The organism is Streptomyces sp. NPDC059785, assembly GCF_042732375.1.
Taxonomy (GTDB): Bacteria; Actinomycetota; Actinomycetes; order Streptomycetales; family Streptomycetaceae; genus Streptomyces.
On record NZ_JBHWHV010000013.1, the window covers coordinates 34,446 to 56,862 of the forward strand.

General features: G+C 73.5%; 18 protein-coding genes, 1 tRNA gene and 1 pseudogene. 6 read left to right on the forward strand and 14 right to left on the reverse strand.

The annotated features are described in order from the left end of the window. Nucleotides 1-172: 172 nt before the first annotated feature. From ACFV6E_RS12660 to ACFV6E_RS12690, 7 genes are all read right to left on the reverse strand, one after another. Nucleotides 173-868, reverse strand: a complete 696-nt coding sequence (locus ACFV6E_RS12660) for a hypothetical protein (RefSeq protein ID WP_385461078.1) — start codon at nucleotides 866-868, stop codon at nucleotides 173-175. Then, nucleotides 865-1,275, reverse strand: a complete 411-nt coding sequence (locus tag ACFV6E_RS12665) for an acyl-CoA thioesterase (protein ID WP_385461081.1) — start codon at nucleotides 1,273-1,275, stop codon at nucleotides 865-867. The genes ACFV6E_RS12660 and ACFV6E_RS12665 overlap by 4 nt, the downstream gene beginning before the upstream one ends. Nucleotides 1,276-1,277: 2 nt before the next feature. After that, nucleotides 1,278-2,942: an energy-dependent translational throttle protein EttA gene (gene ettA / locus ACFV6E_RS12670; RefSeq protein ID WP_385461084.1), complete on the reverse strand. Its 1,665-nt coding sequence runs from the start codon at nucleotides 2,940-2,942 to the stop codon at nucleotides 1,278-1,280. Nucleotides 2,943-3,179: 237 nt separating this feature from the next. After that, nucleotides 3,180-4,589 carry a Cys-Gln thioester bond-forming surface protein gene (locus tag ACFV6E_RS12675; protein WP_385461087.1) on the reverse strand — a complete coding sequence of 470 codons (1,410 nt, stop codon included), beginning with the start codon at nucleotides 4,587-4,589 and terminating at the stop codon, nucleotides 3,180-3,182. A gap of 272 nt (nucleotides 4,590-4,861) precedes the next feature. Then, nucleotides 4,862-5,329, reverse strand: a complete 468-nt coding sequence (locus ACFV6E_RS12680) for a single-stranded DNA-binding protein (RefSeq protein ID WP_385160594.1) — start codon at nucleotides 5,327-5,329, stop codon at nucleotides 4,862-4,864. 265 nt (nucleotides 5,330-5,594) lie between these two features. Beyond that, the gene (locus ACFV6E_RS12685) at nucleotides 5,595-7,649 is read right to left on the reverse strand and encodes a GTPase (protein WP_385160596.1); all 2,055 of its coding nucleotides are present in this window, start codon (nucleotides 7,647-7,649) and stop codon (nucleotides 5,595-5,597) included. Then, complete coding sequence (locus ACFV6E_RS12690) at nucleotides 7,646-9,253, reverse strand: dynamin family protein (protein ID WP_385160598.1); 1,608 nt, start codon at nucleotides 9,251-9,253, stop codon at nucleotides 7,646-7,648. Before ACFV6E_RS12690 ends, ACFV6E_RS12685 begins: the two co-directional genes overlap by 4 nt. A gap of 310 nt (nucleotides 9,254-9,563) precedes the next feature. Here ACFV6E_RS12690 and ACFV6E_RS12695 point away from each other — a divergent pair. Further along, nucleotides 9,564-9,636: transfer RNA gene (locus tag ACFV6E_RS12695), tRNA-Arg, on the forward strand. A gap of 342 nt (nucleotides 9,637-9,978) precedes the next feature. Continuing rightward, nucleotides 9,979-10,248 carry a chaplin gene (locus tag ACFV6E_RS12700; protein ID WP_385160600.1) on the forward strand — a complete coding sequence of 90 codons (270 nt, stop codon included), beginning with the start codon at nucleotides 9,979-9,981 and terminating at the stop codon, nucleotides 10,246-10,248. Between the two features lie 156 nt (nucleotides 10,249-10,404). Here the strand turns inward: ACFV6E_RS12700 and ACFV6E_RS12705 are convergent, their stop codons facing one another. The 7 genes from ACFV6E_RS12705 to chpG form a co-directional block, all read right to left on the reverse strand. Further along, entirely contained in the window at nucleotides 10,405-11,283 is an 879-nt protein-coding gene (locus ACFV6E_RS12705) for a tyrosinase family protein (RefSeq protein ID WP_385160602.1), read from the reverse strand. A 13-nt stretch (nucleotides 11,284-11,296) separates the two neighbouring features. Beyond that, nucleotides 11,297-11,659 (reverse strand): tyrosinase family oxidase copper chaperone, encoded by a 363-nt coding sequence (locus ACFV6E_RS12710; protein WP_385160604.1) that lies wholly within the window; start codon nucleotides 11,657-11,659, stop codon nucleotides 11,297-11,299. Between the two features lie 446 nt (nucleotides 11,660-12,105). Further along, on the reverse strand, nucleotides 12,106-12,609 hold the full coding sequence (locus tag ACFV6E_RS12715; RefSeq protein WP_385160606.1) for a DUF5949 family protein: 504 nt from the start codon (nucleotides 12,607-12,609) through the stop codon (nucleotides 12,106-12,108). A gap of 305 nt (nucleotides 12,610-12,914) precedes the next feature. Further along, complete coding sequence (locus ACFV6E_RS12720; protein ID WP_385160608.1) at nucleotides 12,915-13,154, reverse strand: chaplin; 240 nt, start codon at nucleotides 13,152-13,154, stop codon at nucleotides 12,915-12,917. 86 nt (nucleotides 13,155-13,240) lie between these two features. Then, nucleotides 13,241-13,543, reverse strand: a complete 303-nt coding sequence (locus ACFV6E_RS12725; RefSeq protein ID WP_385160610.1) for a hypothetical protein — start codon at nucleotides 13,541-13,543, stop codon at nucleotides 13,241-13,243. 266 nt (nucleotides 13,544-13,809) lie between these two features. Then, entirely contained in the window at nucleotides 13,810-14,715 is a 906-nt protein-coding gene (locus ACFV6E_RS12730; RefSeq protein WP_385160612.1) for a hypothetical protein, read from the reverse strand. A gap of 336 nt (nucleotides 14,716-15,051) precedes the next feature. Further along, nucleotides 15,052-15,291: a chaplin ChpG gene (gene chpG, locus ACFV6E_RS12735; protein ID WP_385160614.1), complete on the reverse strand. Its 240-nt coding sequence runs from the start codon at nucleotides 15,289-15,291 to the stop codon at nucleotides 15,052-15,054. 251 nt (nucleotides 15,292-15,542) lie between these two features. Between chpG and ACFV6E_RS12740 the strand changes: the two genes are divergently transcribed. From ACFV6E_RS12740 to ACFV6E_RS12755, 4 genes and pseudogenes are all read left to right on the forward strand, one after another. Further along, entirely contained in the window at nucleotides 15,543-16,853 is a 1,311-nt protein-coding gene (locus ACFV6E_RS12740) for a glycosyltransferase (RefSeq protein WP_385160615.1), read from the forward strand. Further along, nucleotides 16,850-18,538, forward strand: coding sequence for a sugar transferase (locus ACFV6E_RS12745; protein WP_385461090.1), 1,689 nt, complete (start codon nucleotides 16,850-16,852; stop codon nucleotides 18,536-18,538). The genes ACFV6E_RS12740 and ACFV6E_RS12745 overlap by 4 nt, the downstream gene beginning before the upstream one ends. A 5-nt stretch (nucleotides 18,539-18,543) precedes the next feature. Next, a pseudogene (locus tag ACFV6E_RS12750) lies at nucleotides 18,544-19,707 on the forward strand (O-antigen ligase family protein); the annotation flags it as partial. An 809-nt stretch (nucleotides 19,708-20,516) separates the two neighbouring features. Further along, a complete protein-coding gene (locus tag ACFV6E_RS12755; protein ID WP_385461093.1) occupies nucleotides 20,517-22,388 on the forward strand; it encodes a lipid II flippase MurJ in 1,872 nt (623 codons plus the stop codon). The last annotated feature ends 29 nt before the right edge of the window (nucleotides 22,389-22,417 follow it).

Below are 22,417 nucleotides of genomic sequence, written 5' to 3' on the forward strand. Positions count from 1 at the left end.
CGGGGGGGCGCCGCGCCCCCCCGCGGGGGGGCGCGCGGGCCGCCCCCCCGCCCCCCCCCGCGGGCGGGCGGCGCCCCCCCCCCCCCCGCGGGGGGGGGGGGGGGGGCACGGCGGCCAGCGGGACGACGGCCGGGGGATCAACGACCGGCGGGACGGCGCCGGGGCGTGACGGTCAGCGGACGCTGACGCCCAGCGCGCCGCTGCCGGTCCCCGCCCTGCGCACGGCGATCGAGCCGTACGGGGTGCGGAGCCTGAGCCACGCCCCCGACGAGTACAGCCCGAGCCGCTCCTCGTCGGCCGCGTCCGGACGCGGCGGGCGCAGGAAGCCGAGCGACTGCGCCGCGTGCGCGGCCCGCACCGGAAGGCCGGTGTCGCCGACCGGCCGGGACCAGATCTCCCGCCCGATCCGGTCGAGTTCGGCGCGGGTGCGCCGCTCGGCCGCCAGCTCCTCGGTACGGGACCGGAACTCGGCCACCGCCGCGGCGACCATCGTCCGTACCGCGGTCGGACCTGGCAGCCCCGGCTCGCGCTGCCAGCCGCCGCGGGGCGGCAGCACCCCGGCCCACGGCGGTCCGGTGACGGCGCCCGGCACGGTCGCCGTCGCCGCCGGCTCGTCGAGCGACTCCAGGAGTTCCCCCGCGGAGACGGTCACGTCGAGCGTGGCCTCGATCCCGTTCTCGTACGGCTTGTCGAGCCGTGCCGTACGGACCGCGAGGACCTCGAACGACGGCGGGCGCCCGAACACCGCGAGCGCGGTGCCGGACGCCTGCAACCGCACGGCGGCCGCGCGGTCGTAGTGGATCAGCCGGGCGAGGAAGGCGGCGAGATCCGCCGCCTCCCCCGCGTCGGCCAGATGCAGGACCGTCATGCGGCGACGGCCTCGGCCTGGTCGTCCTGGTACTCCAGCAGGAACTCCCGCTCCTCGGCGGTGATCCTGCGCGGCCGCTGGGCCTCGAAGTCGAACGGCACTATCACCGTCGCGGCCCGGACGTAGACCTGATCGGGGTCCTTGACCTCGTACTCGATGCGGAACGAGGCCGCCCGCACCTCGGTGACCCACAGCTCGATGTCCACCGGGGCGTGCCGGTGGACCAACTGCCGCTTGTAGTCGATCTCATGGCGCGCCACCACGGACCCCTGCTGGAAGTCCTTCTCCGGGCGGAACAGGAACGCGATGCGCGCCTCCTCCAGGTAGCGGAGGAAGACCGCGTTGTTGACATGGCCGTACGCGTCCATGTCCGCCCAGCGCAGCGGGCAACGGTAGAGGTACCGCAAGATCAGCCCCGGGTCAGCTTCTTGTAGGTGGCGCGGTGCGGACGAGCCGCGTCCGGGCCGAGCCGCTCGATCTTGTTCTTCTCGTACGACTCGAAGTTGCCCTCGAACCAGAACCACTTGGAGTCGCCCTCGTACGCGAGGATGTGCGTCGCCACCCGGTCCAGGAACCACCGGTCGTGGGAGACGACCACGGCGCAGCCCGGGAACTCAAGGAGCGCGTTCTCCAGGGAGGACAGCGTCTCGACGTCGAGGTCGTTGGTCGGCTCGTCGAGGAGCAGCAGGTTGCCGCCCTGCTTGAGGGTCAGCGCCAGGTTGAGGCGGTTGCGCTCACCACCGGAGAGCACGCCGGCCGGCTTCTGCTGGTCCGGGCCCTTGAAGCCGAACGCGGAGACGTACGCGCGGGAGGGCATCTCGACCTGGCCGACGTTGATGTAGTCCAGCTCGTCGGAGACGACGGCCCACAGCGTCTTCTTCGGGTCGATGTTCTCGCGGCCCTGGTCGACGTAGGAGATCTTGACGGTGTCGCCGACCTTGATGTCGCCGGAGTCCGGCGTCTCCAGGCCCTGGATCATCTTGAACAGGGTGGTCTTGCCCGCGCCGTTCGGGCCGATGACGCCCACGATGCCGTTGCGCGGCAGCGTGAAGGACAGGTCGTCGATCAGGACCTTCTCGCCGAACGCCTTGCTGAGGTTGTTGACCTCGACCACGATGTTGCCCAGGCGCGGGCCCGGCGGGATCTGGATCTCCTCGAAGTCCAGCTTCCGCATCTTGTCCGCCTCGGCGGCCATCTCCTCGTAGCGGGACAGTCGCGCCTTGGACTTGGCCTGGCGGCCCTTGGCGTTGGACCGCACCCACTCGAGCTCTTCCTTGAGCCGCTTGGCGCGCTTGGCGTCCTTCTGGCCTTCGACCTTGAGGCGGGCGGCCTTCTTGTCCAGGTACGTCGAGTAGTTGCCCTCGTAGGGGTGGGCACGGCCGCGGTCGAGCTCGAGGATCCACTCGGCGACGTTGTCCAGGAAGTACCGGTCGTGGGTGACGGCGACGACGGTGCCGGGGTACTTCGCCAGGTGCTGCTCCAGCCACTGCACGGACTCGGCGTCCAGGTGGTTGGTGGGCTCGTCGAGGAGCAGCAGGTCGGGCGCCTCGAGGAGGAGCTTGCACAGCGCGACGCGGCGGCGCTCACCACCGGAGAGGTTGGTGACGGGCCAGTCGCCGGGCGGGCAGCCCAGCGCGTCCATCGCCTGCTCCAGCTGGGTGTCCAGGTCCCACGCGCCTGCGTGGTCCAGGTCCTCCTGGAGCTTGCCCATCTCGTCCAGGAGCGCGTCGGAGTAGTCGGTGGCCATCAGCTCGGCGACCTCGTTGAAGCGCTTGAGCTTGTCCATGATCTCGCGCGCGCCGTCCTGCACGTTCTCCAGGACCGTCTTGGACTCGTCCAGCGGCGGCTCCTGGAGCAGCATGCCGACGGAGTAGCCCGGCGAGAGGAAGGCGTCACCGTTGGACGGCTGCTCGAGGCCGGCCATGATCTTGAGAACGGTGGACTTGCCGGCGCCGTTCGGGCCGACCACACCGATCTTCGCTCCGGGCAGGAAGTTCAAGGTGACGTCGTCGAGGATCACCTTGTCGCCGTGCGCCTTGCGCGTCTTGCGCATGGTGTAAATGAACTCAGCCAAGAGAAACCGTCCGGACGCTTGAAATCGGCAGTGGGCAGATACACCCCATCTTGCCCGACCGCCACCCCTGGAGGGAAACCCGTTCGGGTCAGCGGCTCCGACCTGGGGTTCTGGGGCCGGTTCGGCGGGCGGCCGACGCGGCGGCCCCGGCCGCCCGGGAGGCGGGCCGGGGCCGCGGGGTCACAGAGAGTCATCGTTCGGCCACTCACTGTCAAGTTGTCAAGGTGCTGGTTTCGCTCAGTCCTTGGCGGAGTCCTGCTTCTTGCGGACGAAGAGCACCGCGGCGCCGCCTATGACGACCAGCGCGATGGCCACGCCCGCGATGATCGGGGTGGCGTTCGAGCTGCCCGTCTCGGCGAGGTCGGTGCCGCCGCCCGAGGTGCCGCCCGCCGTCGCCGGGCTGGGCTCGCTCACCGTCTGGGTCGTCGTGCCGGTCCCACTGCCCTGGGTCTCGCAGTCGAGTACGCCCGCGAACCGCTTCTCGAAGCCGTCCGGCCCCGTGATCGTGAAGTCGTACGCCTGGTCCTCCTGGAGCGGGATCGTCACCGTTCGCGAGGCGCCGGCCCCGATGGTGTACTCGGTCCCCATCAGCTCGAAGGTGAAGTCCTCGTCGCCCTGGTTGGCCGCGGTGATGTCCACGCCGCTCTTGGCGCAGTCCTTCTCGGCGGACAGCGCGGGTATCGCGCCCTTCTTCGCCCAGCCCGCCGTCGCCGTCGCGGACACCGTCGACTCACTGGAGCCGGCGAGTATCTGGGGCTGGCTCCTGGTCTCGGAGGTGAAGGCCCGGCCGACGGGCACCGTGGTGGACGCCTGCACCGTGAGCGCCGTCGTGGCGTCCTCCGTGTCCTCCGGGACGTCGAAGTAGAGCTTGCTGCCGTCGGCCGCGGAGGTGACCTCCTCGCCCTTGTCGTCCACCACCTTCACGCCGTCGGCGGCGGCCTCGGCCGGCGGGGTGACCGTCACGCTGTCCGCGTTCGTGTGCACCGTCACCGGGCCGAGCCGCTCGCCGGCGTGACCGGAGACGGCGGGCGGGTCGAGGGTCAGGGACGCCTCCGGCTCGGCGACGCTCCGCGCGTTCTTCTCCAGGTAGTCCGCGAGCTTCTCCGCCTGCGGGTCCACGGCGTCCACGTCGGCGCCGTCGGAGTACCGCCAGACGGCCACCTGGGTGCCGGCCGCCGCGTCCTGCTCGGTGAGACCGCTCGCTCCCGCCTTCTGGGCCAGTGCGGCGAGGTCGTTCACCTGCGGGTAGGAGTTCTGGAGGATCCAGCGGATCTTGCCCGCGTCGGCGTTGGCCTGGAGCGACGTACCGCTCCAGGGGGTCTCCTGGTACTTGGCGTCCTTCTGCGTCGGGGTGTGGATGTCGATGCAGTAGGTCTGGAGCATGCCGCCGTTGTCGACGGACATCTCGAACAGCCCCGCGGAGACCTGCTGGTCGCCGTCGTCGCCGTGGATCACGGCGTCGCCGTACGTCTTCAGCCCGCCTATCGTCGCGGTCGCTCCGCCCTGGCTCTGCGGAAGCTCCTCGGCGACAGCGCTACCCGCCGTGACCAGGGCGCCCGTGGCGACGAGCCCGGACACCGCCGTGGCGGCGGCGAGACGCGCGGCTCCTCGGCGGCACGCGGACCACACAGAGAACGAAGAAAGCACAGAATCACCCTTCGAGCAGGGCCCGTTGACAGGGGGATTTGTCCCACCAGCAGCATCAGAAGCCCCGTGAGCTATGCCCGGCATCCTAGGGAGACGGCGCGACTCTCCCCACGATCATGTCATCCGATAACCGATCCGAATCGGAATCGTTATGGCTGAGAACCCCCTGTGAGCAGGGCTTATCGGTCAGTGGAGGCGAACTTTCCGGCACAGCCCCACCAATGGGCCGCACCCGGGCCAAACCCGCCGATGACTGACAACACGGCACTTCGTCAGGTCACCGCGGCCGGCTCCGCCTGCGGTGGAGCGGTCTCGGCCCGACTCGGCTGGTCCGTCGCCCAGTTGGGCTCCGGACTCGGTGCCGCCGCGACCGGCTCGCCCTCCCTCGACGGGCGGCGGAACGCCGACGTACCCCGCGACAGGTCGTGACCGACCGTCACCGCGTCGATGTCCGCGGACGTCCAGCTCTGCTGGTCACGTGTCTCGGTGCGCACCTTCAGCCTGCCCTGCACGACGACCGGATCGCCCACCGACAGGGAGGCTCCCACGTTCGTCGCCAGCGACCGGTTCGTCCACACCGTGAAGAAGTTGGTGTGCCCGTCCGTCCAGGCGCTCTTCTCGCGGTCCCAGTACCGCGAGGTGACCGCCAGCCGGAACCGCGCCGACGCCCCCGACGCCAGCTCCCGGTACACCGGCTGCGTCGCCACGTTCCCCACCGCGCAGATCATCGTCTCGTTCATCGCGAACCCCTCCCTCTGCCCGGCTGCGGCGCCGGGCCGATACGCGTACGGGCCCGGCCCGTACGGCTGCGTCCGGTGCGGCGGTCGCGTCCGTGCGACCGCCGCGTGATCAGACTGCCTCCGTCGGGCCGGGCCCGCTGAGCCCTGTGGAGCACCGGCCGGTTGTGGACAACTCCGTGCCCCGAACGAGAGATTCCGCCGACTCGGTTCTCCACAGGGGCATCCGCCGACTCGGTTCTCCACAAGGGCATCGGCTCCGGCCGGGCTAGACCCGGACCCCCACCACCCTCCCGTACTGCTCGCGCACCTCCCGGTAGCGCAGCAGCTCCGCAGCCACCGGATCGAGGACGCGGGCCCTGCCGCACCCGGCGGCCGCCTCCCGCAGCCGCCGTTCCGCCTCGAGCCCGTATCTGCGGGCGGGCCCCCGCGCGGCCAGTCTGCTGCTCCACTCGACCACGGGGCCGCCGACGATGCCCGCCGCCATCAGCAGCGCCGGCACGCCGAGGTTGGGCGACATGAAGCCGATGATCTGCCCCAGCAGCCAGAGGCCGCCGAGGACCTGGACGAGCGTCATGCAGGCCTGCGCGAACACCGCGACCGGCCACCAGCCGGGCCGCGGCGGCCGCCCGGCCGGGCCGCCGGTGCGCACCGCCAGCTCGTCCAGCGCCTCCGGCAGTCCCTGCGCCCCGCGCACGGCCGCCTCCCGTACGGCCTGGGCCCAGGGGGCGGGCAGTCCGTGGGCCGCGCGGTCCGCGACCGTGCGCACCGCCTGCTCGACGCGCTGGCGCGCGGTCGCCTCCTCGTCCGCGGGCGCCCGGACGGCGAGCCGCCCCGTGGGAGGTTCGCGCCGGTCCTGGTACCACCGCCACAGCCGCAGCCAGGGGGTGCCGCAGGCGCGGTTCGCGTTGCGCAGCCAGGCGCGTTCGGCCGCGTCCCCCGCTGCGGTGGCGCCCACGGCGTCCGCGAGCCGCCCCGCGAACTCGTCGCGGGCCTCCTCGCTGAGCCCGGCGCGCCGTCCGGTCGAGTAGACCGGCCACAGCCGGGCCGCGGCCACGTCCAGGTCGGCGGAGACGCGGCGGGCGGGGGCGCCGCGCTCGGCCACGAACTGTCCCAGTGAGTCGCGCAGTTCGCCCACGCCGTCCCCGGTGAGCGCGGACAGCGACAGCACGGTCGCGCCCGGCTCGCCGTACTCGCCGAGCGCGATGCCGTCCTCGTCGAGCAGTCGCCGCAGATCGTCGAGCACCTGGTCGGCGGCCTCCCCGGGCAGCCGGTCGATCTGGTTGAGGACCACGAAAGTGACCTCCGCGTGCGCGGCCATGGGCCGCAGATAGCGCTCGTGGAGGATCGCGTCGGCGTACTTCTCCGGGTCGACGACCCAGATGACCGCGTCGACGAGACCCAGGATGCGGTCGACCTGCTCGCGGTGCTGTACGGCCGCCGAGTCGTGGTCGGGCAGGTCCACGAGGACGAGTCCGCGGAGCTGCGCCTCCGCCTCCGGGCTTTGCACGGGCCGCCTGCGCAGCCGGCCGGGGATGCCGAGCCGGTCGATGAGCGTGGCCGCGCCGTCGCTCCAACTGCACGCGATGGGCGCCGCGGTGGTGGGCCTGCGCACCCCGGTCTCCGAGATGGCCACGCCGGCGAGCGCGTTGAAGAGCTGCGACTTGCCGCTGCCGGTGGCGCCCGCGATGGCGACCACGGTGTGCTGCCCGGAGAGCCTGCGCCGGGCGGCCGCCTCGTCGAGCACCCGGCCCGCCTCGGAGAGCGTCCTGCTGTCCAGACGGGTGCGGGAGAGGCCGACCAGCTCCCGCAGGGCGTCCAGGCGCGACCTCAGCGGCCCCTCGTAGGCGAGCGGAGCCGGTGACCCGTATGCGGCGGGCCTGCTCTCCAGCACGGGCACCTGGTGCGCGGCTTCCGCCTCGGACACACGCCGGGCGATCAGTCCGTCGTCCCAGCCGGGCCCGGCCTCGCCGTCGAAGACATCCTCGGAGTCGAAGACGTCACCGGACCGCTCCTCCCAGGGACGGTCACCGTCCCCGCCGCTGTCCCCGCTCCCGCCGCTGTCCGTGCCTCTGTCCCGGTCCCGGTCCCGGCCGCCCTGACGAGACCTGCCGGAGCCCCCGGACCCGTCGGCCCTCACGCGCGCGTGCCGCTCCTCGCGCCGCCCCTCCCCGCGCCTCAGCCGCCCCCGGAGGAAGCCCGGCGACCCCGAGGACCCGGAAGTCCCGGAAGAGGCCTCCCCGGCTCCGCCGTCCTGCGCGGGGTCGTCCTCGGGACGGTCGGCGTGATCCGTGTGGTCGTCCACGGCAGTCACCGCGGTCACCTCTCCTTCTGCAGTACGGACAGCGCGGCGATGAGTTCGGCCTGGGGCTCCGCGTGCACGTCGAGGGCGTCGAGCGGCGCCAGGCGGCGCTCGCGCTCGGTGTTCAGGGTCCGGTCGAGGTACTCGGTGAGCAGCCGCCCGCCGCGGTCCCGCAGCCGCAGGGCACCGTGCGCGCCGATCCGTTCGGCCAGCCCCTCGCCGGCCGACCTGGCCCGGCGGCCGCCCAGCAGCGCGGTGGCGACCAGCGCGGCCACCACGTCGGCGTCCGGGGCGACGCTCTTGTCGAGGTCGCGCACCTCGTCCTCGGCGTACTCCTCGAGGACCCGCCGCCAGCGCCGTACGGCCATCCCGATGCGGTGCTCGGCGCTCTCCAGGGTCGGGTCGCGGTCGGTGAGTTCGGGCGCGCCCGCGGCCGGTTCCCGGCGCCACGCCTCGTCGACGCGTTCGTCGGCGGCGGTGACGGCGCACAGCAGCAGCGCGCCGAGGCTCTCGACGAGCGCGTCCAGGAGTTCACCGGCGGTGCAGTCCAGCGGGTAGGAGCGCCAGCGTTTCAGCGCGTCGCCCGCCAGCACCGCCCCGGCTTGCAGACGGCCCTTCACGCGCGCGTACTCGCTGTCGTAGGCCCCGTCGACGGCGGCCGTGAGGCGCAGGGCGGCGGCGTGCTGGGCGGCGACCGCGCTCGCCAGCTCCGGCATCCGGGACTTCAGCGAGTCGAGGACCCCGTGGGCGGTACGGGCCACCGCGCGGTGCCGGGCCCCGGGGTCCTGCACATGGTGGGCGAGCCAGGACCGCAGGGACGCGACGGCGGTGGCGGGCAGGAGCCCTCCGCCCCATGCCGACTCGGGCAGTTCGGGCACCGTGAAGCGGGGCACCTCGCCGAGGCCGGCCTTGGCGAGCAGGGCGCCGTACTGCCGCGACACCTCGGAGACCACCTGGTGGGGCACCCGGTCGAGGACGGTCACCAGGGTCGCCTTGTGCTCCTTGGCGGTGCGCAGCAGGTGCCAGGGGACGGCGTCGGCGTACCGGGCGGCCGTGGTCACCATCACCCAGACGTCGGCGGCGCAGATCAGTTCGGCGGCGAGGACGCGGTTGTCGGCGACCAGGGAGTCGATGTCGGGCGCGTCCAGGAGGGCGAGACCCGGCGGGAGCGTGTCCGCGGTCTCGATCCGCAGCACCCGCTCCCCGCGCTCGACCGTGGAGGGCAGTTCGTCCCCCGGCTCCTGATGGGGCACCCACACGCGCGTGAGGTCGGGCAGCACCCGCATCCCGCTGAACCAGTGATGGTCTTCCGGGTGGCACACCAGCACCGGTGTGCGTGTCGTGGGCCGCAGCACGCCGGCCTCGCTGACCCTGCGCCCCACGAGGGAGTTGACCAAGGTCGATTTGCCGGCCCCGGTGGAGCCGCCGACCACGGCCAGCAAGGGCGCTTCGGGGTCTCTCAACCGGGGCACCAGATAGTCGTCGAGCTGTGCGAGCAGTTCGTCGCGGTTGGCACGCGCGCGTGGAGCCCCCGCCAGGGGCAGCGGGAAGCGTGCGGCAGCGACACGGTCGCGCAGGGCGGAAAGTGCGTCGAGCAGCTGAGGCCGTACGTCCAAGGTCACCACATGCGAAGAATGCCCAATTTTAGAGTCTTTCTGAAGCATATGGACGCACCTGCGCGCCGACAGGACACAGGGGGCGGAAGGGACGACTGGGGCGCAGGCATAACGAGTGCACAACACCCGGTGCGTCAGACGCCAAAAGCGATGCACGATTCGCACCTGCCTGCGATTATCGGGATCGCTTCACCGAACCTCCACATCGAGCCACGGAGGGGAAGCACCAGGGACACGGACGCGGGAGCCCTATCCTTGTCCCCGGCAAGGTCACGGATCAGCCCACACCCGGGCACCTGGACACAGGCCACCACACCCGGCCCCCGTAGCTCAGTGGATAGAGCAGGCGCCTTCTAAGCGCTTGGCCGCAGGTTCGAGTCCTGCCGGGGGCGCCCACTGAGAGCCCTCCCTATGGGAGGGCCTTTTTGCTGGTCCGAGCCGTTTTCACGGGCGGCGGGGAAAGCGGCGCGAAAACGCCGGACCCGCGCCGTCCGGCTCGCCGCCGGCCGCCCCGCGCCCCGGCCGCGACGCGCGTGCCAACTGCGCGGGGAGCGTCCACCGATACCCGGCGCGCTCACGGAACGTGAGGATCCCGAAAGGCCGGTGCGGAAAGTCCTGTTCGGAACGGGTGACGCACCGAAGATCGCCGTTACCCCCCGTGAACGGGCGCGTTGAAGGAGAAGTGCGGCCGCTTTCGTGCGGCCGATATCTTCCCCGAATCTAAGGAGAACGTGATGTATCGCGTCGCGAAGACCGCCGCCGTCGCTCTCGGTACGGGCGCCGTGGTGCTCAGCGGGGCCGGACTGGCCACGGCCGACTCGGACGCCGGTGCCACCGCCGTCGGTTCGCCCGGCGTCATTTCCGGCAATGAGGTGCAGATCCCGCTGCACGTGCCGATCAACCTGTGCGGGAACACGATCGACATCATCGGTCTGCTCAACCCCGCCTTCGGCAACACCTGCGTCAACCAGAGCGGGCACGAGCACCAGGGCTACGGCCACTGACTCGCCGTACATCGGCGCGCCCACCTGTGAGACCCCCGACGGCCGTTGCCGCCGGGGGTCTCGCGTACGACCGGTGGGACCGCGGAAGCCGCGCCACGCCAACGCGCGGCGCGCGAGCCGCCGCTCACGCGTAGCGCTGCTCACGCGTAGCGCCCATCACGCGTAGCGGTAGATCCTCCCGACGTCCTCCAGTTCGTCCGGTGTCACGTCCCACGGGGGCATCGCCTCGTGGCGTGCGACGATCCGGCCGTACTGCGAACTGCCCGGTCCCGGCGGCCGCGCCGGGAGGTAACGGGCGCCCCCGCTACGGCCCCCGTGGCGCCGCTGCCAGCGCGACCAGAGAAGGTCGACGAAGGAGTGGTGGAGCCAGAAGACGGGGTCGTTGACGGAGGCGCCACCCAGCATGTGCCCGCCGACCCAGCGGTGCACCCGGTTGTGGTTGCGCCAGGCGGCGTTCCCCCTGCCCGGCGCCCAGCCCTCCAGCCTGTTGCGGAAGCCCTCGGCGGAGGTCGAGTTCCACGGCTCGGCGTCGTACACCGGGTCGGCCAGGGCCCTGGACACGTCGGCGGCGGTCGGCAGGGTGGTCGGGTCGTGGGGGCGGCCGAAGTCCCGGGTGAGGTAGTCGGCGTCGGTCACCCCCTCCTTGATCGTCCACTTGCCGTGCGCATGGGCGAAGGGCCCGGACGTGACCCGGTGGTCCGAGCGGCGGCCGTTGCCGCCGAGGAGGTCCGCGGTCCAGGGCACCGAAGCCGCCGACCGGCTGCGCGTCCAGTCCCAGTACGGCACGCTCACCGCGGAGTCCACCCGCCGCAGCGCCCGTTCGAAGTCCAGCAGGAACCTGCGGTGCCAGGGGAAGAACGTGGGCGCCATGTGGGCGGCGCGCAGTCTGCCGTCGCCGTCGGACACGTAGTAGTCGATGTGCGTCCGTACGAACGCGTCGTACTCGCCCCGGCGTTTGACCTCCAGCACCGCGGCCACGAACCGGCGCCGCTCGGCGCGGGTCAGGGAGGCGACGTCCTTGCGCGTATAGGCCATCCCGCTCCCCCGCCTACGTGTGGACGCCGTGGCCGCGCGCGCCCGCGACCGTGCCGGGCAGATGCTGCGAGGGGCCCAGTTCGTCGACGGCGGCGCGCGCGGCGGCCAGGGGCGTCGGGTACGACGCGTAGTGGTCGACCGCGCTCAGATAGCTGCCGTCCGCGCGCCGCATCAGGTGCAGCGGCCGCCCGTCGACGGTGACGTCCCACCGGCCGCCCCCGTCGGCGGCCCGGTCGGCGCCCGACCAGACGCCGCGGATACGGCGGCCCCGGTACGTCTCCTCGAAGGTGTTCGCCACGTCGTCCGGGTCGGAGACCACCCGCTCGGCACGCTGCGGCCGCAACGCCGCGCCGACCGGGATCGCGCTCGCGGCCACGGCCGAAGCGAACAACGCGCGCAGGACGTTGCGACGGCTTCGGCTCCCGGCGGCCACCGGGGCCGGCGGTTCCGGCGGACTCGACGGCTCGGGCGGGTACGGGGAACTCGGCGGGTTAGACCGCTCGGACGGGTACGGGGAGCCCGGCGGGTACGAGGAGCCCGGCCGGTTCAATGGCTCCGGCCGGTTCAATGGCTCCGGCTGGTTCGACGGCTCCAGCTGGTGCGACGGTTCGGGTGGGTACGGGGGCTTCGGCGGAGACGGGGGTTGCGGCGGAGACGGGGATTGCGGCGGGACCGCCGTGGGCGGCGCCGGCACTCTGCTGACGGACATGGCGCTCTCCTTGCCGGATGCGGCGGCGGTGCCGCCGGGGAGCTGGGGAAGCGGCGGCCGCGCGACCACCCCCGGCCGCCGGGAGCCGAACCGGTGGCTGCCCGCGGACAGCCTCAGTTCTTGCGCAGACTCCGCGCGGGCAGGAGTACGTGCGCGGCGCTGTTCAGTACGTCCTCGTCGCCGGCGAAGGCGGTCAGGCTCTCCGCCTCGACGGGCTCGCCGGGCACGGCCTCGGGCCAGGGGCGGGTGGCGAACAGGAAGTAGGCGTAGCCGCGCTTCTCGACCGCGGCGAGCCATCCCGGCGGCACGGTGCACTGGGCGCTCAGATACGGCATGTTGATGGCCGCCTGACCGGCCTCGACGAGGAGGGTGACGGGCAGGCTCGGCATGCGGGTCCCGTCGACGATCTCGTCTCCGACGGACAGCTTGTTGCTGCGCAGCAAATGTTCCACGGCCGCGGTGGAACCCTCCGGGCCGCCCGGCCCGTCGCCCAGCGGATAGGCGAGAAGGTAGGGCATGTCGCCGCCGTCGGGGGCTTCCCCGCTGAAGGTGATCACGACCAGGGTGCCGAGATCTGCGGGACGGAAAGGGGCTGTTTCACTTGGCGTTGAGGTCACCGCGGAACCCTATCGACGCGCCGGAATTCACCCGGCCGCTCACTCACCCGGCCGGGTGATTTCTCGCAAGGTGTCCACACGATCGAGGGAATCGCGGTCGAACACGGCGAAAGGGCCGAATCCGCGGAATACGGAGTCGGCCCTTTCGGCGTCGCTTCGGATCTTCCGGCGGCCAGGTCACTGTCGTTCCGGATCGCCTGGCGGCCAGGTCACTGTCGTTCCGGATTGCCCGGCGCTCAGGTCACTGTCGTTCCGGATTGCCCGGCGCTCAGGTCACTGTCGTTCCGGATCGCCCGGCGCTCAGGTCACTTGTTGACGCAGGTGTTGCCGAAGGCCGGGTTCAGCAGCCCGATGACGTCGACGCTCAGGCCGCAGGCGTTGACCGGAACGTGCACGGGAACCTGTACGACATTGCCCGAGAGAATTCCCGGAGACTTCACGGCGGCACCCTTGGCCCCGGAGTCCGCAGAAGCGCTCACAGAGGCGGCACCCAGAGCCATGCCGGTGGCGGCGAGAAGCACGGCCGCCTTCTTGGCGAAGTTCATCGTCGGTCCTTTCCTTGGGGAATTGGCACCACCCTAAGGACGCGTTCGTGCGGCATTCCGCAAGGACACGCGATGAAATCAGATGACTAGCCACGCAGCGGAAGTCCGCCGAGCATGCGCAGGGGGCCGCCGTTGGCGTTCAGGGCGTCCGTCGCGCCGTTCACCGTACTGAGCACGGAATCCTCGTTCTCGGTGTCGAGGGTGTCCGACTGGTGCTGCAGCGGCGACAGATCCTTGAAGTCGATGGTCCGCTGGCTGGTGAGTGTGTTCACCCCGCCGTTCAGGCTGGTGGGCGTGAGCTCTCCGGGGTCGTGCGCGAAGGCGGGCGCGGCGGCACCAGCGGCGACGAGGGAACCGGCAACGACAGCGGCAGCCTTCAGGGACTTCATCGTGTTCCTTTCTTCGGCGACTCGCGTCACCGGCGGGAATTCTCGCTGCAGGCATGCGGATGCCTGGCCTCTCACTGCTCCCTGAGCAACGAGGCCCGCACGCGCCGGAAACCCCGCGCGGCGAAGATTCCCCGAACCCGCCCGTGAACCCACCCGAATGAACGGTGTGTCGGATCCTCATATGAAACCGCCGTCCGGCCGTCCCCCGGGAGGGCGGCCGGACGGCGGCACGCGTGTGCAGGCGGCCGGACGGCCGGAACGCACGTTCAGGCGACGGGGCCTCTGCCACCGCCGAGCACGGTCTGTGTGACGAGACCGATCACCTGGCCCACCGTGTTCGTGATCACGGGAAGCACTCCGGTACCGCCTTCGCCGGTCACGTCGTTCTCTGTGGTCACACCGTTCTCCGCGGTCACGTCGTTCTCCGCGGTCAGGTCGTCCCCACCGGTCATGCCGTCCCCATCGGTCGTGCCGTCCCCACCGGTCATGCCGTCCCCACCGGTCATGCCGTCCCCGTCGGTCGTGCCGTGCCCGGCCGCCGCGCTGTTCCCGGCCGTCGCGCTGTTCCCGATCGCGCCGTTCTTCGCGGTGGCCGCCGCGACCAGGCGGTCCACCAGGTCCTCCAGGTCGCCTGTCAGGTCCGCGCGGCCGGCCAAAGTCCCGTTGGCGAGCGGGCTGTCGACAGCGGGGGGCGCCGGGTCCGCGCGGCCGCCGCCGTCCGCGCCATCCGTCAGGGCCGGGAGCAGGGACGGGGCCGGGACGACCGCCGCCGGGAGGGTGTGGGGCGTGTCGGCCTGCGGGTTCGGTGTCGTGGCGGCCGGTGTCGTGGCGGCCGGCGCCGTGGCTGCCGTACCGGTCTCGGGGAGCCGGGCGACGGCGCCCTTCGCCGCGTCGCCGAGCTTCGTCGCCTCGGCGTCCGAGAGCTGTCCGCCGTCCGCCCTGAGGACGGCGCCGAGCAGGTCCGTGACCGGAGTCAGGAGGCCGCCGCCGACGTCCGCGATCACCGAGACCTGGCCGAGCAGCCCCTCCGCGCCGGGGACGGGCTGCGCCGCACGGCCGGGTTCTCGCGCCGGGCCGCCCTCGGCCGCCGTGGCGGCCGGTGCCGCGATCCCGGTGAGGAACGTGGCGCAGAGTGCCCAGGAGGCGGTGCGCCGTGCCGACAGTGCGCGCATGGAAGTTCCCTTTCGACGGTTGCGACGGTTGCGTGGAGCTTTTTGACCACCGTTGATCACCGTGGAATCGGTGACCCGCCGCTGCAACCGGTCGTCCGCGCCCGCACCCGGCGCACCACCGCCCGCGCCCGTGTCGTCCCTGGTGAGGCGCCTGCGGAGGGTCCGAACGGGGGCAGGGCACCCGCCCCGGCCATTCGGGCCAACGCCCTCCGGCCGCCTCCCAAGAAGGCGATCCGACCACCCCTGCCAAGAAGGCGATCCGGCCGCCCCCTCTTGGGAACGCGGCCGGCCGCCCTCCCGTCGGGGAGGGCGGCCGGCAGAAGGGGTACGTCCGCGTCAGTTGTTGACGCAGGTGTTGCCGAACGCGGGGTTCAGCAGGCCGATGATGTCGATGGTGTTGCCGCAGACGTTGACCGGGAGGTGGATGGGCACCTGCAGGACGTTGCCCGACAGAACGCCCGGGGAGTGGGCGGCCGCGGCACCTGCGTCGCTGTCGGCGGCGGCGATGCCGGCGGTGCCCGCCACGGCGGCGGCGGCAACGGAGGTCAGGGCCAGGCCCTTCGCGATACGCGACATGGAGAAATGCTCCTTGGGGTTCGACACAACATCCGGGCGGACATGCCCGGCGTTGTGTCAACGCGTGGCACGCATACGGGTTGCGCCCCCAATGGGGTGACACTAGATGCCCACACTTCACCATTCCGACACAGTTGCCCGCTTTCACCGGAAAATACGGATAGCGGGCTAGAGTTGCGCTGCTCCTGAGGCCGCTGGGACTCACGGGACACCGACGGGGGAGTCAACGTGCCGCGAGCGAGGAACCGCGTATGCCACAGTCAGCCACTTCCGCGATCCGGGTGCTGCACGTCACCCAGCCGGTCGACGGCGGAGTCGCCCGGGTGGTCCTGGACCTGGTACGGGCTCAGCTCGCCGCCGGGCTGCGGGTCACCGTCGCCTGCCCGGACGACAGCGGGCTCACCGCGGCGCTGCGCCTGCTGGACTGCGCCGTACGGCCGTGGCGGGCGACGCGGTCGCCGGGCCCCGCGCTGGCGCGGGAGGTGCGCGACATCGGCCGGATCGTCCGGGAGACGGGTCCCGACCTGGTGCACGCGCACAGCGCCAAGGCCGGTCTCGCGGTCCGGCTCGCCGTACGCGGCCGGGTGCCGACCGTCTTCCAGCCGCACGCGTGGTCGTTCGCGGCGGTGGGCGGGACGACCGCCGCGCTCGCGGTGAAGTGGGAGCGGTGGGGCGCGCGTTGGGCCTCCCGCGTGGTGTGCGTCAGCGAGGCGGAGCGGGCGGCCGGGGAACGGGCGGGCGTACGGGCCGCCTGGCGGGTCGTCCCGAACGGGGTCGACACGACGCGCTTCCGACCCGCCGACACCGCGACCGCACGGACCGTACCCGCCGACACCGCGACCGCACGGACCGTACCCGCAGACGCCGCGACCTCCACCTCCACCTCCACCTCCACTGCGACCGCGACCGCGACTGCGACTGCGACTGCGACTGCGACTGCGACTGCGCAGTCTGTACACGGGGCCGGGGCGGCGGGGCCGCTGGTGGTCTGTGTCGGGCGGCTGTGCCGGCAGAAGGGGCAGGACGTCCTGCTGCGGGCGTGGCCGTCGGTGGTCCGGCGGGTGCCGGGGGCCCGGCTGGCGCTCGTCGGGGACGGTCCCGACGCGGCGGCGCTGCGGGCCGCCGCGCCCGGATCGGTGCTGTTCGCCGGGGCCGCCGCGGACGCCGTCCCCTGGTACCGGGCCGCCGACCTGGTGGTGCTGCCGTCGCGCTGGGAGGGCATGGCCCTGGCGCCGCTGGAGGCGATGGCGTGCGGGCGGCCGGTCGTGCTGACCGACGTGGACGGCGCCCGGGAAAGCCTGCCGCCCGCGCTGCCCGGCCGGTGTCTGGTGCCCGCTGAGGACCCGGACGCGCTCGCCGGAGCGCTGTGCGCCCTGCTGGCCGACCCGCCGCTGCGCGAGTCGCTCGGCCGGCGGGGCCGGAGTCACGTACTGGCCGCGCACGACGTGCGGCACACGGCGGCGGCGGTCGCGGACGTGTACCGCGAACTGCTCGCCGCGCGGCAAGCGGCGCACGCCCCGTGCGGCGAACCCACCGAACGCAGGGAGTCCAGCAACACGTGACTGCGGAAAGCACCGTCCCCTCCCCCGGCGGGCAGCCACGGGAGCAGGGACTCTCGCCCGTCTCGGTCATCCCTCCGCGCGAGGCCGCCGACGGCTTCCGGCTCGACGGGGCCGGCCGCCGCGCCCCTGTCCGGCGGGCCGCGCGGCTGCCGCTGCCCGCCGTGGACGCCGGGGCGGCGCTGACCGCCGCGTTGCTGTGCGCCCCGGTCCAGCACCGCGTACTGCCCGCCGGACTGCTGCCGGCCGGACTGCTGCCGGCCGGGCTGCTGCTGGTCGTGGTGCTCGGGCTGAACGCGCGCGCGTCGCTGTACCGGCCCACGGACGCGCCCGCCGTACCCGCCGCGCTGGACGAACTGCCCGCCGTCTGCGGGCGGATCGCCGTGGGCTGGTGCGCGCTCGCCGCCCTGCTGGCTGCGTTCTTCCCGGCCGACGCGCTGTCCGCGCGGAACCTGGTGCCGGGCATCCTGCTCCAGTCGGCGGTCAGCTGTCTGGGGCGGGAGGCCGTGCACGGGTGGCGGCGCCGGGCGCTGGTCCGCCGGCCGTCCGCGGCGCTGGTCGCCGGGCCCGCCGCCACGGCCCGGCGGGTCGCCGCGGCCTTCCTGCGCCACCCGGACTGCGGCGTACGGCCGGTGGGTGTCGTGGACCGGCAGGCGGCCGAGGGCGACGGGCTGCCGGTGCTGACCACCGGCGAGGAGGTGCAGCGGGCGGTCATCCAGAACGGGGTACGGACCGTGCTGGTCGTCGGTCCGCGCGCCGAGGACACGCCGTTGCTGCGGGCGCTGGCGGAGTCGGGCTGCCGGCTCTGGATGGTCGACGCGGGCCCGCCACTGGCCGACGGCGGCTTCGGCCCGGCCGGCAGCGACTTCGGCCCGGCCGGCAGCAGCTTCGGCCCGGCCGGCGGCGGCTTCGATCCGGCCGGCGGCGGCTTCGATCCGGCCAGTGCGGGTCCCGTCGGCGCGGGTCCGGTCGTCGCGGGTCCGGTCGTCGCGGGTCCGGTCGGCGCGGGTGCCGTCGGCGCGGGTTTGGTCGGCGCCGGTCCGTACGGGTTGCCGGGGCGGCAGCGGCTCGCCGGGTTCGCGTGCCGGCCCGTGGCGGCGGCCGGGGTGCCGGGCGGTGCGGGCAAGCGGGCCCTCGACGTACTGGTCTCCGGGGCGCTGCTGCTGACGGTGAGTCCGTTACTGCTGGTGTGCGCGGTGGTGCTGCGGCTCGGCGACGGGCCCGGGGTGGTCTTCCGGCAGGAACGGGTGGGCAAGGACGGCCGGCCGTTCACGCTGCTGAAATTCCGCACGCACCGTCCGGCCGACGCCCATGAGGCGGCGACCCGGTGGAGTGTGGCGAACGAGCACGAGATGCGCCCGTTCTGCCGCTTCCTGCGGCGGACCTCCCTGGACGAGCTGCTCCAGCTCTGGAACGTCTTCCGGGGCGACATGAGCCTGGTCGGCCCGCGCCCCGAACGCCCCTACTTCGTCACCCAGTTCAGCCAGACCTACCCCGGCTACGCGGCCCGCCACCGGATGCGCACCGGGATCACCGGGCTCGCGCAGGTCCACGGGCTGCGCGGCGACACCTCGATCGAGGACCGCTGCCGCTTCGACAACGCCTACATCGACGACTGGTCGCTGTGGCAGGACGTCCGGATCCTGCTGCGTACGGCGGTCACGCTGCTGCGGCCGACGGGGAGCTGAGCCGCATGGCCCCAAGGTGGACACCCGCGTCACCCGCACTGCCCCTATCAGCCCTATCGCCCGTACTACCCGTACTACCCGTACTGCCCGTACTGGCGGTGGTGGCTCTGCTCGCGCTGCCCGTCGCGCCCGGCGGTGAAGGGGGCGCGACCGCCGCCGACGCCGCGTCCGGGCTGCTGGTGGCGTACTGCGTGGTCCGTCTCGTACGGCAGCGGCGGCGTCCGCTGTCACCGGCCGCGGCCGTGGTGCTCGGGCTGCCGGTGGCCGGGATCGCGGTCGCGGCGGCCGGGGCGGTGTCGCCGGAGGCCGGCCTGGCCGGGTTCGTCCGCCAGCTCCAGATCTTCGTACTGGTCCCGGCGGCGGTGCTGCTGCTGGTTCGGGACCGGCGTGAACTGCGGCTGCTGTGCTGGGCGTTCGTCGCGCTCGCGCTGTGGCAGGGGGCGCTGGGCGTGCACCAGTACGCGACCGGGACCGGTGCCTCGTACATGGGCGAGGAGATCCGGGCCGTGGGGACGTTCGGGGCGGCGGACGTCATGGGGATGGCGACCGTGGTGTCGTTCGGGCTGGTCTGCGCGGCCGGTCTGGCGCTCGGCGCGGGGCCGGTACGGCAGCGGGTTGCCGCGGCGGGGTGCGGGCTCGCGCTGCTGGCGCCGCTCGCGCTGTCCTTCAGCCGCGGGGCGTGGATCGCCACGGCGGTGGCGCTGACGGTGCAGCTGGGGCTCGCGGGGGTGCGGCGGGCGCTGAGGGCGGGCGCCGTGGTGGCCGCTGTCGGCGTCGTCCTGGTGGGCGGCTTCGGGATCGGTACGGCGCTGCTCCAGGAGCGGATCAGCAGCATCACGCAGGTCACGGACGCGCCGGACCGGTCGGTGACCGACCGGTACACGATGTGGGCGGCGGCGGCCGGGATGTGGCGGGAGCACCCGGTGACCGGCGTCGGCCTGAAGGGGTTCCCCGAGTACCGCGACAGCCACGCGTCGCTTGCCCTCTCCTCCGGCAGCGACACCGAGGGCGCGGGCGCCGCCTTCCGCAGACAGCCGCTCCTGTCCCCGCACAACATGTACCTGCTGGTACTGAGCGAACAGGGCCTACTGGGCCTCCTCACCCTGACGGGCAGCTGGCTGGCACTGCTGGTGTGCGCGCTGCGGGGGCTTGTACGGGTACGGCGGGCGACGGCGGCGGACGGGCGCGCGCCGAGCGGGCGCGCGCCCGGTGAGTCCGGCGGGCGGGACGAGCCGGACTGCGCACGTGCACCGGGCGGGACGGGGCGGCCTGACAGGCCGGGCCCCGGACGCGCGTCGCCTGGGACGGGACGACCGAACGGGCCGTGCTCCGCACACGGCCGGGGCGGGACCGGACGGCCGGGCCCCGCGCGCACGCCGCCCGAGACGAGGCCGCCAAGCAGGCCGGACTCCGCACCCGCGCCCGGTAAGACAGAGCGACCGGACGAACCATGCTCCGCACACGCACCGGACGGGACCGTAAGGCCGCGCCCCGCACACACACCAACCGGTACCAGGCCGCCAAGCAGGCCGGACTCCGCACCCGCGCCCGGTAAGACAGAGCGACCGGACGAACCGTGCTCCGCACACGCACCGGACGGGACCGTAAGGCCGCGCCCCGCACACACACCGACCGGTACCAGGCCGCCAAGCAGGCCGGACTCCGCACCCGCCCCGGCCGCCGGGGCGAGGCCGCCGGGCCGGTTCAACGCCGCGTCCTCGCCAGGCAGCCCCCCGCGGCCCGACGGGCTCGACTGTGCGCTGGTCGCCTGCGGGCTGATCGTCTGGCAGCTCGTCGACTTCGTGTACGCCGACATCGGCGGGCCCTCGACCGTGCTCACCGCCGTGTGTCTCGGGCTCGTCGCCCGGTGGGCGCTGCTCGACCCGGCCGCCGCGGCACCGTACGAAGGCGGCCTCCGCGGCGGGGACACCGTACGGGCGGACGGGGCCGCGGGCCGCTCCGGTCGGGCGGCGGCGCGATGACGGTGACACCGGGACGGGCGGACGGGACGGCGGCGGCGCCACCGACCCGCACCGACGCCGACGCCGACACCAGCACCAGCACCAGCACCAGCACCAACGCCAACACCAGCGCCAACACCGGCACCCGCACCGGCACCGGCACCCGCACGAACGCGGCCGGATCCGGGCCGGCGGCCTCCCCCCGCTTTCTCGCCCGCGCCACCGCCGTCACCATCGGCCTGTCCCTGGCCGGGGCGCTGCTGGGGCTCGGACGGGACCAGGCCCTCGCACATCTCTTCGGGGCCGGGAGCGACACGGACGCCTTCCTGGTCGCCTGGACCGTGCCGGAGTTCGCGGCGACCCTGCTGATCGAGGACGGGCTCGCCTTCGTCCTCGTACCGCTGTTCAGCAGGGCCGTCGCGGGCCGGGCCCCCGGGGACGACGCCGTGCGCCGCCTCGTCGCGGCCACGCTGCCCCGGCTGGCGCTCGCCTTCGCGGCCGTGGCGGCGCTGCTGATCGCCGGGGCGCCGCAGGTGGTCGCGGTCCTCGCGCCGGGGCTGCCGGAGCCGGGGGCCGCCGTCGCCTGCACCCGGCTGACGGCGACCTGCGTACTGAGCTTCGGGCTCGCCGGTTACGCCAGCGCGGCGCTGCGCGCGCACCGCCGGTTCCTCGCCCCCGCCGCGATCTACGTCGCGTACAACACCGGCATCATCGCCACGATGTTCGTCCTCGGCGGCCTCTGGGGCGTACGAGCGGCGGCGCTGGGCGTCGCGGTGGGCGGCGGTCTGATGGTGGCGGCCCAGGTGCCGTCCCTGTGGCGGGAGTTGCGCCGCCACTCGCGGAGTGAGGACGACGACGACCGCCACCGGGACACGCGCCCGGACGCCGGCCCTGGAACGCCGGACCCCGGCCCGGGAACACCGGACGCGGGCCCGGGAACACCGGACGCGGGCCCGGCAACACCAGGCACCGACGGCCCGCGCCGCGACGCGCACCCGGCCTCCGCCCCGAAGAGCGCCACCCCCCGCCTGGACCTCCTCCTCATCGCCGCCGTGCTGCTCTTCGCCCTCTGCCGGCAGTCCCAGGTCCTGGTCGAGCGGTTCCTCGCGTCGTCGCTGCCCGCCGGGGCCATCTCGCATCTGAACTACGCCCAGAAGGTGGCCCAGATGCCGATGGTGCTGTCGCTGATGCTGTGCACCGTCACCTTCCCGGTGGTCGCGCAGGCGGTGGCCGCGGGCGACACCGAGCGGGCCCGCGCCCGCGTGGAACGCGACCTGGCCCTGGTGTCCACCGCCGTGCTCCTGGGCGCCGCCGCGGTCGTCGCGTGCGCGCCCCAGCTGATCCAGCTGCTGTTCCAGCGGGGCGCGTTCGACGCGCGGGACACCGCGGCCACCGCCGCCGTCATGCGGGTCTACGCGCTCGGGCTGCTGGGCCACACTCTGGTCGGCGCGTTCGTACGGGCGTACTTCAGCACGGGGCGGCCCACCTGGTACCCGGTGGGCGCGATGGCCGCGGGGATCGCCGTGACGACCGCGCTCGGGGTGCCCGCCACCGGCCGCTGGGGCGTGTGCGGGATCGCCGCCGCCAACGCCGTCGGCATCACCGTGTCCGCGCTGCTCCTGCTGGCCGGGCTGCGGCGGCGCGGGGTGCCGGTGCGCACCCGGCGCGTCGCGGCCGGGATCGGCGCACCGGTGCCCGCCGCGGTGGCCGCCGCGGCGGCCGGCTGGTGGTGCGCCGGCCTCGCGGACTCCCCCGTCCTCGGCCTGCTCGACGGCGGCGCCGCCGTCGCCGCCGTCTTCGTCCCGCTGGCCCGGGCCCTGGGGTCCCGGCCGTTCGTCTCCGTCCCCCGTCCCGCCACAGGAAGGCTGTCCGATGTCCGTCATCGCTGACCCGGCACACGTACGGCGTGCCACCGGTC